This is a genomic window from Pseudomonas sp. N40(2020) (assembly GCF_014472415.1).
Lineage (GTDB): Bacteria > Pseudomonadota > Gammaproteobacteria > Pseudomonadales > Pseudomonadaceae > Aquipseudomonas.
In genome coordinates this window covers 19,949-33,604 of the sequence record NZ_JACSZV010000003.1, presented here as the reverse complement: position 1 = coordinate 33,604, position 13,656 = coordinate 19,949, and the positions used below count along the sequence as shown (strand labels likewise).

General features: G+C 62.3%; 10 protein-coding genes. All 10 read left to right on the top strand.

Annotated features, from left to right (window positions below):
- Nucleotides 1-5 precede the first annotated feature (5 nt).
- The 10 genes from tssH (at nucleotide 6) to IAI51_RS02920 (ending at nucleotide 13,643) form a co-directional block, all read left to right on the top strand.
- The gene (gene tssH, locus IAI51_RS02965; protein ID WP_187677134.1) at nucleotides 6-2,663 is read left to right on the top strand and encodes a type VI secretion system ATPase TssH; all 2,658 of its coding nucleotides are present in this window, start codon (nucleotides 6-8) and stop codon (nucleotides 2,661-2,663) included.
- A gap of 10 nt (nucleotides 2,664-2,673) precedes the next feature.
- Nucleotides 2,674-4,194 carry a sigma-54 interaction domain-containing protein gene (locus IAI51_RS02960; RefSeq protein WP_187677133.1) on the top strand — a complete coding sequence of 507 codons (1,521 nt, stop codon included), beginning with the start codon at nucleotides 2,674-2,676 and terminating at the stop codon, nucleotides 4,192-4,194.
- Nucleotides 4,195-4,287: 93 nt separating this feature from the next.
- Nucleotides 4,288-4,428 (top strand): hypothetical protein, encoded by a 141-nt coding sequence (locus IAI51_RS02955; protein WP_003229566.1) that lies wholly within the window; start codon nucleotides 4,288-4,290, stop codon nucleotides 4,426-4,428.
- An 18-nt stretch (nucleotides 4,429-4,446) separates the two neighbouring features.
- Nucleotides 4,447-5,643, top strand: a complete 1,197-nt coding sequence (tagH, locus tag IAI51_RS02950) for a type VI secretion system-associated FHA domain protein TagH (protein WP_187677132.1) — start codon at nucleotides 4,447-4,449, stop codon at nucleotides 5,641-5,643.
- Nucleotides 5,644-5,648: 5 nt separating this feature from the next.
- A complete protein-coding gene (gene tssJ / locus IAI51_RS02945; RefSeq protein WP_187677131.1) occupies nucleotides 5,649-6,149 on the top strand; it encodes a type VI secretion system lipoprotein TssJ in 501 nt (166 codons plus the stop codon).
- A gap of 2 nt (nucleotides 6,150-6,151) precedes the next feature.
- A complete protein-coding gene (gene tssK / locus IAI51_RS02940) occupies nucleotides 6,152-7,483 on the top strand; it encodes a type VI secretion system baseplate subunit TssK (protein ID WP_187677130.1) in 1,332 nt (443 codons plus the stop codon).
- A gap of 5 nt (nucleotides 7,484-7,488) precedes the next feature.
- Entirely contained in the window at nucleotides 7,489-8,364 is an 876-nt protein-coding gene (gene icmH, locus IAI51_RS02935) for a type IVB secretion system protein IcmH/DotU (RefSeq protein ID WP_095187890.1), read from the top strand.
- 13 nt (nucleotides 8,365-8,377) lie between these two features.
- A complete protein-coding gene (gene tssM, locus IAI51_RS02930) occupies nucleotides 8,378-11,917 on the top strand; it encodes a type VI secretion system membrane subunit TssM (RefSeq protein WP_187677129.1) in 3,540 nt (1,179 codons plus the stop codon).
- Nucleotides 11,917-12,645, top strand: coding sequence for a PP2C family protein-serine/threonine phosphatase (locus IAI51_RS02925; RefSeq protein WP_187677128.1), 729 nt, complete (start codon nucleotides 11,917-11,919; stop codon nucleotides 12,643-12,645). The genes tssM and IAI51_RS02925 overlap by 1 nt, the downstream gene beginning before the upstream one ends.
- On the top strand, nucleotides 12,642-13,643 hold the full coding sequence (locus tag IAI51_RS02920; protein ID WP_187677127.1) for a serine/threonine-protein kinase: 1,002 nt from the start codon (nucleotides 12,642-12,644) through the stop codon (nucleotides 13,641-13,643). The genes IAI51_RS02925 and IAI51_RS02920 overlap by 4 nt, the downstream gene beginning before the upstream one ends.
- Nucleotides 13,644-13,656: the final 13 nt, after the last annotated feature.

Genomic DNA, 13,656 nt, shown 5'->3' with positions numbered 1-13,656 from the left:
GAGCCATGATCAACGTAGACCTGCAACAACTCATCCAGGCGCTGGACGCCGAAACCCGTCGTGACCTGGAGCGTTCGGCCGAGCGTTGCGTTGCCCGTGGCGGCAGCAAGATCCTCGTCGAAGACTTGATGCTCGGCCTGCTGGAGCGTCCGAACGGCTTGCTCGCACGCGCGTTGCAAGATGCTGACGTCGATGCCGGTGAGCTGAGTGCCGCGCTGCAATCGCGCGTTGAACACAGCGCTTCGCGCAACCCGGTGTTCGCACCGGAACTGGTGCAATGGCTGCAAGACGCCCTGTTGGTGGCCAACCTCGAACTGGGCCAGACCCAGGTCGAAGACGCCGCGCTGATCCTCGCCCTGCTGCGTAACCCGATGCGTTATGCCGGCAGCCGTTATCAGCCGCTGCTCGCCAAGCTGAACATCGATCGCCTGAAAGAATTTGCTCTGTCGCAACAGGAGCAACCGGCGGCCAACGGCAAACCGGCCGCGCAGGGCGAATCGCTGTTGCAGCGTTTCACCCACAACCTGACCCAACAGGCCCGTGACGGCAAACTCGACCCGGTGCTGTGCCGCGACGGCGCGATCCGTCAGATGGTCGATATCCTTGCCCGTCGCCGCAAAAACAACCCGATCGTCGTCGGTGAAGCCGGTGTCGGTAAAACCGCCATCGTCGAAGGCCTCGCCTCGCGTATCGCTGCCGGTGAAGTGCCGCAGGTACTCAAAGGCGTTGAACTGCTGTCGCTGGACATGGGCCTGTTGCAGGCTGGCGCCAGCGTCAAAGGCGAATTCGAACGCCGTCTCAAAGGCGTGATCGATGAGGTCAAAGCCTCGCCGAAGCCGATCATCCTGTTCATCGACGAAGCCCACACTCTGATCGGCGCGGGCGGCAATGCCGGTGGTTCCGACGCGGCCAACCTGCTGAAACCGGCACTGGCTCGCGGCGAACTGCGCACCATCGCCGCGACCACCTGGGCCGAGTACAAGAAATACTTCGAGAAAGACCCGGCCCTGGCCCGTCGTTTCCAACCGGTGCAACTGCACGAACCGACTGTCAGCGAAGCGGTAACCATCCTCCGTGGTCTGGCTCAGGTCTACGAGAAAAGCCACGGCATCTACCTGCGTGATGACGCGGTGGTTTCTGCCGCCGAGCTGTCTGCGCGTTATCTGGCCGGTCGGCAACTGCCGGACAAAGCCGTCGACGTCCTCGATACTGCGTGCGCCCGCGTGCGCATCAGCCTCGCCGCCGCCCCGGAAAGCCTTGAGCGTCTGCGTGGCGAACTGGCCGAAGGTGGCCGTCAGCGTCAGGCCCTGCGCCGCGATGCCGAAGCCGGTCTGCTGATCGACCACGAAGCGCTGGAAGCACTGGAAGCGCGTCTGGACGAAGCCGAAAACGAGATGGTCGCGCTGGAAACCCTGTGGACTGAGCAGAAGCAGCTGGCCGAGCGCCTGCTGGAGCTGCGTCAGCAATTGGCCAAGGCCCGCGAAGCCGCCGCCGTCGAGCCGACCGTCAACGTTGAAGAAGACGCTGAAGGCACCGTGATCGAAACCATCGTTGCCGAGGTCGAGGACGGCCAAAGCGTTGAAGCGCTGGAAGCCCAGCTCAACGAAACCCACAGTGCTCTGACCGCCGCGCAAGTCAAAGAGCGTCTGGTCAGCTTCGAAGTCTGCCCGCGTCTGGTGGCTGAAGTGATCAGCGCCTGGACTGGCGTGCCGCTGGCGCAACTGGCCCGTGAGCACAACGCCAAAGTCGCCAGTTTCGCCACCGACCTGCGCACGCGCATCCGTGGTCAGGAACAAGCCGTACACGCACTGGATCGCTCGATGCGCGCCACCGCCGCCGGCCTGAACAAGCCTGATGCACCGGTCGGCGTGTTCCTGCTGGTTGGCCCGAGCGGCGTCGGCAAGACCGAAACCGCACTGGCACTCGCCGATCTGCTGTACGGCGGTGATCGTTTCATCACCACCATCAACATGTCCGAGTTCCAGGAGAAGCACACCGTCTCGCGCCTGATCGGGGCGCCGCCGGGCTACGTCGGTTACGGCGAGGGCGGCATGCTTACCGAAGCCGTGCGCCAGAAACCGTACTCGGTGGTGCTACTCGATGAAGTCGAAAAGGCTGATCCGGACGTGCTCAACCTGTTCTACCAAATCTTCGACAAAGGCGTGGCCAACGACGGCGAAGGTCGCGAGATCGACTTCCGCAATACGTTGATCCTGATGACCTCGAACCTCGGTAGCGACAAGATCAGCGACCTCTGTGAAGACGGCGCGCGGCCAACCGCCGAACTGCTCGAAGAAACCATTCGGCCGGTACTCAGCAAACACTTCAAGCCGGCGCTGCTGGCGCGGATGAAAGTGGTGCCGTACTACCCGGTCGGTGGCCCGGTATTGCGCGAGCTGATCGAGATCAAACTCGGTCGTCTCGGCGAGCGCCTCAACCGTCGTCAGCTGGATTTCAGCTGGTGCCAGAACCTCGTCGATCACCTGTCCGAGCGCTGCACGCAAAGCGACAGCGGTGCACGCCTGATTGATCATCTGCTTGATCAGCACGTACTGCCGCTGGTGGCGGATCGTCTGCTCGACGCGATGGCCACCGGCGAAAGCCTCAAGCGTGTGCATGCCACGCTCGACGGCAACGCCAGCGTGATGTGCGAGTTCGCCTGAGGTGGGCGTGATGTTCACTCAAGTGCCGCAGCCGCTGGTCTATGCCGAAGCGTTGCTGGCGCAGTTCGCCAGTCTGTCGCGGGCGGCGGACGGTGCTGCGTTGCTGGGTGAATTCGTGCGTGGGTTGGCCGAGTTGAGTGGCTGCGAATTGACGCAGCTGTATCTGCTCGACGCCACCCACACGTGCCTCGGTATGAACGCCGAGTACCTCGACGGTGCATTGCAACCGCGTCAGGCCGCGAGCCTGCCGGCGGATTACAACGGTGAGCAACTGTTGCAATTCGCCCTGTGCCAGAACCGCGTGGTGTGCCTCGACGACCTCAGTGGCAGCCTGCACGAAACCAGTTTCCTACCCGCCGCGACGGCGCCGTGGCAGTCGCTGTTGTGCGTGCCGCTGGTCAATCATCACAAGGCTGTCGAAGGCTTGCTGCTGTGTGCCAGTCGTCATCGCACCGACCTGCAGGGCTTTGCTGATTCGCTGGGTCAGCTCGGCTCGTTTGTGCTGGGGCAATTGCATTTGCTGCAACGCCTGCGTCAGCCGCTGGATGTAATGGAACCGGCACTGCGCAGTGTGCCGAGCATCAGCGGTTACGGGTTGATCGGCAAAAGCGCGGCGATGCGTCAGACCTACTCGCTGATCAGCAAAGTCCTGCACAGCCCGTACACCGTGCTGTTGCGCGGCGAGACCGGTACCGGCAAGGAAGTCGTGGCGCGGGCGATTCATGATTGCGGCCCGCGTCGTTCTCAGGCGTTCATCGTGCAGAACTGCGCGGCGTTCCCGGAAAACCTGCTGGAAAGCGAACTGTTCGGTTATCGCAAAGGTGCCTTCACCGGTGCCGACCGCGACCGCGCCGGGCTGTTCGACGCGGCCAATGGCGGCACGCTGTTGCTCGACGAAATTGGTGACATGCCGCTGTCGTTGCAGGCCAAGATCCTGCGCGTGTTGCAGGAGGGCGAGATCCGTCCGCTGGGTTCCAACGACACGCACAAGATCGACGTGCGCATCATCGCCGCGACGCACCGCGATCTGTCGGTGCTGGTCAGCGAAGGTAAATTCCGCGAGGACTTGTACTACCGCCTCGCGCAATTCCCGATCGAACTGCCGGCCCTGCGCCAGCGCGAAGGCGACATCCTCGATCTGGCTCGGCACTTCGCCGAAAAGACCTGCACCTTCTTGCAGCGTGATCCGGTGCGCTGGTCGGACGGGGCGCTTGAGCACCTGTGCGGTTACACCTTCCCCGGCAACGTTCGCGAACTCAAGGCACTGGTCGAACGCGCGGTGCTGTTGTGCGAGGGCGGCGAGTTGCTCGCCGAGCATTTTTCCCTGCGCATGGAGCCGATGCCTGAAGACAGCAGCGGTCTGAATCTGCGCGAACGCCTGGAACAGGTCGAGCGCACTTTACTGCTCGATTGCCTGCGCAAAAACGACGGCAACCAGACCCTCGCCGCCCGCGAACTGGGCCTGCCCCGGCGCACGCTGCTGTACCGCCTCGGGCGGTTGAACATCAATCTGGGAGATTTCGATGGGTAGGCCAAAATCATCGATTTCCCCGCAAAAAAACAATTTCAGCGCCGCCCGCAAGGGTCGGCGCTTTGTGCTTTGTCTACCCCTGGAGACCCTCTGATGTCTGTTCGTCACTGGCACGCTGTCCTGCTGACCCTCGTCGTTCTATGCGGCCTTGGCGGCTGTAGCGGCAATTACAAATTCAACGACAACGACTATCGCCCGTTGGGTGATCCGCAAGCGGTCAATCGCGGCAAGTGACCGCAAGGAGCATCAAACATGGAATTGGTTTTCGAAATGCTGAACACCAAGCAGTTCGTGCCCACCGAGTTGTGCCAGAAGACCTTCAAACAGGCCGGCGGCGTGATCGGGCGGGGCGAGGACTGCGACTGGATCATCCCTGACCGCAAGCGTCATCTGTCCAATCATCACGCGATTGTCAGCTACCGCGAAGGCACGTTTTTCCTGACCGACACCAGCAGCAATGGTGTTCAGGACGGCACAAGCGGCGCACGCCTGCACAAGGGCGAACCGATGCGCATCGAGCACGGCAGCACCTACGTGCTGGGTGACTTCGAGATTCGCGCGCGACTGGTGCGTGACCCGGCAACCTTCGACGGTGAAGTCGGCCGTCCACGCGCCGCTGGCAGCATCATCCCCGATGACGCGTTCCTCGATCTCGATCCGCTTAACGCCCTCGAACAGCAAGAGCGCGTCTACTCGGAAATCGACGAACTGCTGGCGCCGAACACCAAGCCTGAAGACTCCCGTCAGCGTGCCGACTATGCGCGCATCGATATGGAAAGCCTGATGGTGCCGGAACTGATCGCCGCGCCCGCCGAACCTGAGCCTGCTCCGGCGCCTAAAGCCGTCGAGCGTCAGAGCGAAGGTTTCTGGGATCACTTCGGTGCTGCGCTGGGCGTGGATGTCAAAGGCCTCAGTCATGACGAACGCGAAGCCCTGGCACTGAACGCCGCGCGTCTGCTGCGTCAGAGCATCGGCGGTTTGCAGCAGAGCCTGCGTACACGTTCGGAGCTGAAGAACGAGCTGCGTCTGGCCCAGACCACCGTGCAAGGCACCAACAAGAACCCGCTGAAATTCGCCGTCGACCCGAGCGAAGCACTGCAGATTCTGTTGCAGCCGAGCAAGCCCGGGCATCTGCCGGCCGAGCAAGCCATCTCTCGCGCGTTCCGTGACTTGCAGGCGCATCAGGTGGCTTTGCTGACCGCCAGCCGCGCCGCTGTGCGCGGCACGCTGGAGCACTTCTCGCCGGAGCAACTGACCCTGCGTTTCGAGCGCGACAACAAGCCACTGATCGCCACGTCCGGCGGGCGCTGGAGAGCGTTCGGCCGTTATCACCAGGCGCTGCGTCAGGACGATGACTGGAGCGAGCGTCTGCTGGCCCGCGACTTCGCTCAGGCCTACGAAGAACAGATCCGCCTGATCTCCACCCTCCACACCGACCACCAAGGATGATGCGCATGTCTCGCCGCTCGACCGCTTTTTTCAAGACGCTGACTGCGCTCACCGTGCTGGTGCTGCTCGCCGGTTGCTCGTCGCTGTCGCCGTACTCGAAAGTGACCAAGGTCAACCTGAAACTGACCGGCAGCGATCAGTTGAACCCGGATCTCAACGGCCGTCCTTCGCCGATCGTGGTGCGCCTGTTCGAACTCAAGCACCCGGTGACCTTCGAGAACGCTGACTTCTTCAGTCTCTACGAACGCGCCAAAGAATCCCTCAACCCGGATCTGGTGGCCAGCGAAGAACTCGAATTGCGCCCGGGTGAAACCGTGGAGCTGAAACTCAGCGTGGAGGAGGGCAGCCGTTACGTCGGCATCCTCGCCGCCTACCGCGACCTGCCGGAAACCAAATGGCGCTACACGGTGCAGATCACTCCGCTGGAGCTCACCGACGCTGATCTGACCCTCGATCAGGCTGGTATCCGCAACACCCACGAAGTGCTCGCCAAGGCGGATGACTGAACATGAATACCCATAAAGTCATTTGGCAGGAAGGCATGCTGCTGCGTCCGCAGCACTTCCAGCACAACGATCGCTACTTCGATCACCAGATGAAAACCCGCACCCAATTGCTGGGTGGCTACACCTGGGGTTTCCTCAATCTGGAGATCGACTTGCAGTTCCTCAACATGGGTAAACTGGTGATCAGTGAAGCCTCGGGGATTCTGCCGGACGGCAGCCTGTTCGAACTCGGTGGCAACACCGAACCGCTGGCGCTCGACGTGCCGCCGAACACCGGCAACACGCCGATCTACCTGGCACTGCCGCTGGTCACCGGCAACCACATCGAGGCGCGCCGTCCGGAGCAATCCGACGTGCTCGCGCGTTACACCGCGTACGACGCCGAAGTGGCTGACTCCAACGCCGGCGACGATTCCGCCAGCCAGGTCAGCTGCGGTCGCCCGGATTTCAAACTGTTGCTCGGCGAGCAGCAGAGCGATCAGGCCTACGTGAAGCTGAAGATCTGCGACGTGCTCGACACCACGCCCGACGGCGTGATCAGCCTCGATCCGGACTTCGTGCCGACCTACATTCAGGCCCACGCCTCCAGCTACTTGCTGTCGTGCCTGAAAGAAGTCATCAGCATGCTCAGCCACCGTGGCGACACCATTGCCGAGCGGATTCGCTCCAACGGCAAGGTCGGCGGTGCGGAAGTCGGCGACTTCATGATGCTGCAACTGATCAACCGCACTGAACTGCTGCTGCGCCACTATCTGGGTCTGGAGCAGGTGCATCCGGAAGAGTTGTATCGCACGCTGCTGACCATGCTCGGCGATCTGGCGACCTTCTCCGGCGAGAGCAAACGTCCGCGTCTGGACAGCCGCTACTCCCACGCCGACCAGGGCGCGAGCTTCCGCAAACTGATGGAAGCGATTCGTCAGGTGCTGTCGATGGTGCTCGAACAGCACGCCATCGAACTGATCCTGCAAGCGCGTCAGTACGGCATCATCGTGTCGCCGTTGCACGACCACAAACTGCTCGGCTCGGCTTCGTTCGTGCTGGCGGCCAGTGCCAACTGCGACTCCGAAGAACTGCGCCACCGCTTGCCGGCGCACCTCAAGGTCGGCCCGGTGGAGCGCATCCGCCAACTGGTCAACCTGCACTTGCCGGGGATCAAGGTCAAACCGTTGCCGGTGGCCCCGCGGCAGATCGCGTTCCACTCCAACAAAACCTATTTCATCCTCGAACTCAGTTCCGAAGACCTGGCACAACTCGAGCGCTCCGGCGGCTTCGCGTTCCACGTGTCCGGCGAATTCGCCGAGCTTGAACTGAAATTCTGGGCCATCAGGAACTGACCGACATGATCAAGGAAACGGATTACAACCAGGACGACAAAACCGTCCTGCTCGATCGTCAGGGCCACGGACCGGCAGCCAGTCCGCTGACCGACTTCGCCGCGCCGCCGCGTTTCGAGCAACTGGAAGAACGCATGATCTACGCTGCGCGCCTGCGTCCGGCCGAAGCGTTCAACATCAGCCTCAATTCGCTGGTGGCGGCGTCGTCCGAACTGCTCTCGGAAGTGGTGCGCCTCAAACACAGCGAGACCCGCGAAGATTTGTACGCGCTCAACGAGCGCCTGACCGCCGGGCTCAAGCTGTTTGAAGTGCGCGCCCTGCACAATGGCGCCGAAAGCAGCCAGGTGATGGCCGCGCGTTACGTGCTCTGCACCGTGGTCGACGAAGCCGTCGTGACCACGCCGTGGGGCAACGAAAGCGAATGGTCGCAGATGAGCCTGCTCAGCAGCTTCCACAACGAAACCTTCGGTGGCGAGAAGTTCTTCCAGTTGCTCGATCGGTTGTCGAAGAACCCGGTCAAACACCTGCCGATGCTGGAGCTGATGTACCTGTGCCTGTCCCTCGGTTTCGAGGGCAAGTACCGCGTACAAGCGCGCGGCATGCTCGAACTCGAAGGCATCCGCGATGCCTTGTATCGCCAGATCCGTCAGTTGCGTGGCGACGTGCCGCGCGAGTTGTCGCCGCACTGGGAAGGCCTGAACGATCAGCGCCGCAACCTGGTGCGCATCGTGCCAGCGTGGATGGTGGTGTTGTTCACTTTCGTCTGTCTGGTGGTCATGTATTCGGGCTTCGCCTGGGTCTTGGGCGAGCAGCGCGACACCGTTCTGCAACCTTATCAGCCGCTTGATCCAGCCGCGGTTCAACCGCAGTCGCAGCCGTAAACAGGGACGTGTGATGAAAAAGTTTTTCAAGAAAGTCGGCGCCTTCCTGCGCCAGACCTGGGTCTGGACCCTGCTGCTGGTGCTGTTCGTGGCGCTGCTGGTGTGGTTCGCAGGTCCATTGTTGGCGGTAGATGACTACAAGTTCTGGGAGAGCGCGACCTCGCGCCTGCTGACCATCAGCGTGCTGTTCCTGATCTGGGGCCTGACCATGGTCTTCGTCAGCTGGCGCGCCGGTGTACGCAAGAAAGAAGTCGAAGCCACCGAAGACGGCCAGGATCGTATCCGCCGTGAAGAGCTGATCGACGACGAGCAGAAAGAGTTGAAGGCGCGCTTCAAAGACGCGCTGAAAACCCTGAAGACTTCGAGCCTGTATCGCGGCCGCAGCGAGCGCTGGCGCAGTGACTTGCCGTGGTATCTGCTGATCGGCCCACAGGCCTCGGGCAAGACCAGCCTGCTGGACTTTTCCGGTCTGGAATTCCCGATCAACAAGATCGACCGCAAGCTGACCCGCGACACCCTCGGCACCCGTCATTGCGACTGGTACTTTGCCGACCATGGTGTACTGATCGACACCGCCGGGCGCTACACCACCCAGCCGGACGCCGAAGTCGACGGCAGCGCCTGGCGCACCTTGCTGGAGCTGCTGCGCAAGCGTCGTCGCGGCCGTCCGTTGAACGGCGTGCTGGTGACCATTCCGGTGGAAACCCTCACCGGTGGCAGCGAGCAGGACATCGACACCCTGGCGCGCCAGGTACGCGGCCGTCTGCAAGATGTCTATCAGAAGCTGCACGTCGACGTACCGGTCTATCTGGTGCTGAGCAAGGCTGACAAGCTGCTGGGCTTCGACGAGTTCTTCGATCAACTGACCCGCGAAGAAAGCGATCAGGTGCTGGGCACCAGTTTCCGCAAGGATCAGCAGGGCACCGACGTGGCTGTGCTGCGCAACGAGTTCGAAGAACTGCTGCGTCGCCTCAACAGCCAGGTGATCATGCGCATGCACTCCGAGCGCGATACCCAGCGCCGTGGCCGCATCCTCGACTTCCCGCATCAACTGGGGCAGATCGGCGAGCGCCTGTGCCTGTTCGTCGACATGGCGTTCACCGGCAACCGTTATCAGCGTGCCACGCAATTGCGTGGTTTCTACCTGACCAGCGCACCGCACCTGACGCAAGAGATGGACGCAACCACCGCCGGCATCGGTGCCAGCCTCGGCATGAATGCCGGTGTGCTGCCAACGCTGCGCAGCGGTCGTTCGCGCTTCATCCATCATCTGTTCAGTCAGGTGATTTTCCCCGAGTCCGATCTCGCGGGTCTGGACAAGCGCGAACGCAGCCGCATTCATTGGGGCCAGCGCGCGCTGTACGTCGGCGCACTGGCGGCACTGGCGCTGTTTGGCATGCTTTGGGCGGGCGGTTTCTCGGCCAACTACGAGCGTCTGGAAAACCTGCGGACACTGGCGCAGAACTGGACTCAGCAACGCACGGCGCTGTCCCCGCGTGATGACGCGATGGGCGCGCTGAAAATCCTCGACACCAGCTACGCGGCGACGCAGGCGTTCCCGAAAAAGGGCGACGTTTCGTACCACGAACGTGGTGGTTTGTATCAGGGCGAAGACGTCAATCCAGTGGTCAAAGTGGCTTACGAGCGCGAGCTTGAAACGCAACTGCTGCCACGGGTTGCGACGATGCTCGAAGGGCAGATCCGCGCCAACATGAAGGACCGCGAAAAGCTGCTCAACAGCCTGCGTGCGTACCTGATGTTGAACATGAAAGATCGTCGCGACGCCGCATGGCTCAAGGACTGGGTCGCCACTGACTGGTCGCAGCGCTACACCGGCAACACCGCGGTGCAGAACGGTCTGAACACCCACCTCGAACGCCTGCTGAAGCAGCCGTTTATCTACCCGCTGAACGATCAGTTGGTGACGCAGGCACGTCAGGTTCTGCGCGCCGAATCACTGGCGACCGTGGTCTATCGCATGCTCCGCGAGCAGGCGCGCAACCTGCCGGAATACCGCTTCAGCCAACACCTCGGCCCACAGGGCTCGTTGTTTATCGGCACCGAGTACGTGATCCCGGGTTTCTACACCCAACAGGGTTATCAGCAGTACTTCTCGGTGCAGGGTTCGGCGCTGGTCACCGACATCCTGCGTGACAACTGGGTGCTGGGCGAAGGCGTCGGCATCAGCGACATGGACTTGCGTCGCCTGATGGTCGAGCTGGAGCAACTGTACTTCCGCGACTACGCCAACTACTGGAGCGAGGCCGTTGGCCAGGTGGCTTTGCCGCCGATCAGCGACGCCGGTGAAGGCGCCGAGCAATTGGCGGGCCTGACTTCGGCCAACTCGCCGGTACTGGCATTGCTGACTGAAGTCCGCGAAAACACCCGCTTCGAAGCAGCCGCCGATCCGGTGGATGAAGCCGGTGATGCCGCTGATGCGCTGGCCGGCCAGAAGGGCAAGATTGGCAAAGTCGGCAAACTGGCCTCGGCCGTGGCGGACAAGGCTTCGGCCCTGAACGTCGCGAAAAACCTGCCGGACACCGCCAAGAAGTCCCTGCAACGTCGCTTCGAACCGCTGCATCGTTTGCTCGATGACAACAACGGCCCGGCCGCTGACCTGACCCCGGCTCTCAGCGCGCTCAACGACCTGCAACTGCAACTGTCCGGTCTGGCCCGTTCCAGTACGCCGGAACAAGCCGCGTTCGAACTGGCGAAAACCCGCATGAGCGGCCAGCGTGATGCGCTGACTAACCTGCGTGCCGCCTCGGGTCGCTTGCCGCGTCCGCTGAGCGTGTGGTTCAACGTGCTGGCTGAAGATTCCTGGCGTCTGGTACTCAACGATGCTTACCAATACCTGAACGGTCGTTATCAGAACGAGCTGTACAGCGTGTATGGCAAAACCATCAGCAAGCGTTATCCGTTCAGCGCCAGCAGCACCAGCGACGTGGCGATCAGCGACTTCCGCGAGTTCTTCCGGGCTCAGGGCACCGTCGACCGCTTCTTCGACAGCTACATGCGTCCGTTCGTCAGCGGTGATCCGGGCAACTACCGGATGCGCAGCGTCGACGGTCACAGCCTGCCGGTGTCGAAGGTCTACCTCGATCAGATGGCCGCTGCGCTGACAATTCGTCAGAGCTTCTTCTCGATCAACCCGGCCGAGCCGACCGTGCAGTTCAAGCTTGAGCCGTACACCCTCGATCCGGCGGTCAGCCGTTCCGAATTCAAGTTCGGCGACAAGACCATGGAATACCGTCACGGCCCGATCCTGCCAATGTCGTTCAAGTGGCCGACCGATGCTGAAGACGGCCGCACCAGTCTGGTGATGGACAAAATGGCCGGGCGTCCGATCGGTATCGAGAAGAACTCCGGCCCATGGTCGCTGTTCCGTCTGTTCGACCTGATGCAGACCGAGTACCTGACCGGTCGCGACGTGCTGGTGCTGAAAGCCGACGTGGGTGGCCTGCGCGCCAACTACCTGCTGACCAGCCAACGCACGCCGAACCCGTTCGACATGGGCGTACTGCGCACCTTCCGTATGCCGGTGCAGCTCTGATGCTCGTGGCCAGTACCTGGCGCAGCGCGGCGCGTACCGACCCGGGCAAGGTGCGGGCGCGCAACGAAGATGCCTTCCTCGACTCGCCACAGCAGGGGCTGTGGGTGGTCGCGGACGGCATGGGCGGTCATCAGGGTGGCGACATCGCCAGCCAGTTGATCGTCGCCAGCCTGGCTGAGTTGCCGCAACACGAAGACTTCGACGAACGCCTCAAAGCCATCCGCCAGTGCCTGCACTGGCTGAACCGGCGTTTGGGGCAGGAGTTGACCGTCACTGCCGGCCGTCACGACAGCATCATGGGCAGCACCGTCGTGGCGCTGCTGGTGGAAGGCAATCGCGCGGCCTGCATCTGGGCCGGCGACAGCCGTTGCTACATGTGGCGCGGGCAGCGTCTGTATCAGCTGTCCAAAGACCACTCGCTGCAACAGCAATTGATCGACGAACAGCAAATGAGCGTCGAACAGGCGGCAGCGCATCCGGCGGCTCAGGCATTGACCCGAGCTGTTGGCGCGGCCGAAACACTGACCCTGGATGTACTGGAACTTGAGGTGTATCCGGGCGATGCGTTTTTGCTGTGCAGCGATGGTTTGTACCAAGGCCTGAGCAGCGATGCCCTCGGCAACGCCCTCAGCCTCAGCGCGCCACACGTGGCGCTGGAACGCTTGTTCGACGGCGCCCTGCGGGGCTCCGCTCGCGACAACCTGACTGCCGTGGTGATCCGCCAATGACCAATATCGAATCGCCAATCGATGACTTGCTGATGAGCGAAGAACAGGCCAACAACCTGACCTACTTCGCCTTCGCCAAGTCCAACAACGCAGAGCCTGCGCTGGCCCCGACCAAGGCCAGCATCGGTGCGCTGCCGGACGTGCTCGCCGGTCGCTACCACCTCGAGCGTCTGCTCGGGGCGGGCGGCATGGGTGCTGTCTACCGGGCAAGGGATCTGCTGCACGAACAGTTCGGCGATCCCGACCCTTACATTGCGCTGAAAATCCTCAGCGAAGAATTTGCCGAATCGCCGGACGCCAGTGCCTTGCTCTACAGCGAGTTCGCCCTGACCCGACGCCTGCGCCACGACAACGTTGTGCGCGCACACACCTTTGAAGTCGACACTGACTGCCAGCGGGCCTTCATCACCATGGAATACATGCGTGGCCTGACCCTGGACAAATTGCTCTGCGAGCGGCCCCTCGGCCTGCCGTGGAAAGAACTGCGCGACATCGTCCTGCCGCTGCTCGACACGTTGGCTTATGCCCACCGTCGCGGCGTGCTGCACGGTGACATGAAACCGAGCAACGTCATGCTCAGCGAAGACGGCCTGCGCCTCTTCGACTTCGGTTTGGGCCAGGCAGAAGAGGGCACCTTGCCCGGCCTGCCGCACCTGAGCCGCGAGCGTTTCAACGCCTGGACCCCGGGCTACGCCGCCCCCGAACTGCTTGAGGGCCAACCATTGTCGGCCAGCGCGGACGTGTACGGCGTGGCCTGCGTGATCTATGAACTGGCGAGCGGCAAACACCCGTTCCGCCGCTTGCCCTCGACCCAGGCCCGCGACGAGCACCTGGAGCGCGAACTGCAAGCACCGCAAAACCTACCGAAACACTGTTGGCCAGCGCTGCAAACCGCGCTGAGCTTTGATCCGGCAGCACGCACCATCACTGCCGACCAACTGCGTGACGCCATGGGCGCCACTTCGTCCTGGCTACAACGTCTGCGACTTCGGGCGTAACGGATGACATTCG

What these genes read in the sequence shown, in the direction of transcription:
- tssH (WP_187677134.1), top strand. Translation starts at nt 6, where the DNA reads ATGATCAACGTAGACCTGCAACAACTCATCCAGGCGCTGGACGCCGAA.
- IAI51_RS02960 (WP_187677133.1), top strand. Translation starts at nt 2,674, where the DNA reads ATGTTCACTCAAGTGCCGCAGCCGCTGGTCTATGCCGAAGCGTTGCTG.
- IAI51_RS02955 (WP_003229566.1), top strand. Translation starts at nt 4,288, where the DNA reads ATGTCTGTTCGTCACTGGCACGCTGTCCTGCTGACCCTCGTCGTTCTA.
- tagH (WP_187677132.1), top strand. Translation starts at nt 4,447, where the DNA reads ATGGAATTGGTTTTCGAAATGCTGAACACCAAGCAGTTCGTGCCCACC.
- tssJ (WP_187677131.1), top strand. Translation starts at nt 5,649, where the DNA reads ATGTCTCGCCGCTCGACCGCTTTTTTCAAGACGCTGACTGCGCTCACC.
- tssK (WP_187677130.1), top strand. Translation starts at nt 6,152, where the DNA reads ATGAATACCCATAAAGTCATTTGGCAGGAAGGCATGCTGCTGCGTCCG.
- icmH (WP_095187890.1), top strand. Translation starts at nt 7,489, where the DNA reads ATGATCAAGGAAACGGATTACAACCAGGACGACAAAACCGTCCTGCTC.
- tssM (WP_187677129.1), top strand. Translation starts at nt 8,378, where the DNA reads ATGAAAAAGTTTTTCAAGAAAGTCGGCGCCTTCCTGCGCCAGACCTGG.
- IAI51_RS02925 (WP_187677128.1), top strand. Translation starts at nt 11,917, where the DNA reads ATGCTCGTGGCCAGTACCTGGCGCAGCGCGGCGCGTACCGACCCGGGC.
- IAI51_RS02920 (WP_187677127.1), top strand. Translation starts at nt 12,642, where the DNA reads ATGACCAATATCGAATCGCCAATCGATGACTTGCTGATGAGCGAAGAA.